The organism is Salinimicrobium oceani (assembly GCF_012037645.1).
Window position 1 is genome coordinate 1 of the sequence record NZ_JAAVJR010001141.1, and the last position, 354, is coordinate 354.

The 354-nt window shown below is 41.0% G+C and carries 1 pseudogene; it reads right to left on the minus strand.

The features are described 5' to 3' along the window. Positions 1-354: pseudogene (locus HC175_RS21175) on the minus strand (SusC/RagA family TonB-linked outer membrane protein); the annotation flags it as partial.

Genomic DNA, 354 nt, shown 5'->3' on the forward strand with positions numbered 1-354 from the left:
GATGATCTCATAATGGCATCATCCTGTCTTCTTGCTGTTGCTCCAAGTATACCTGCAAGGTTAATATCCTCGTTAAGGTCATAGTCAAAATTTAAAAGCAGGTCATAGTTAACCTCTTTGTATGTTCCATCATATCTGCTGTAACCCGATACTCCGTTACTGCCAACATTCGTTCTCTCTTCACGGAAATCCCCATAATAGTCCATAGATACACGCGCAGTGGCAGACAACCAGTCTGTTAGCGCATAATTAAGGTTGAAATTCCCGTAAAGACGGTTTCTTTCATCTGTCTGGTAGTTTTCATATAGCTGCCAGTAGGGGTTATCTGTATAAATAGGAGTAAAGTTTCCTGCT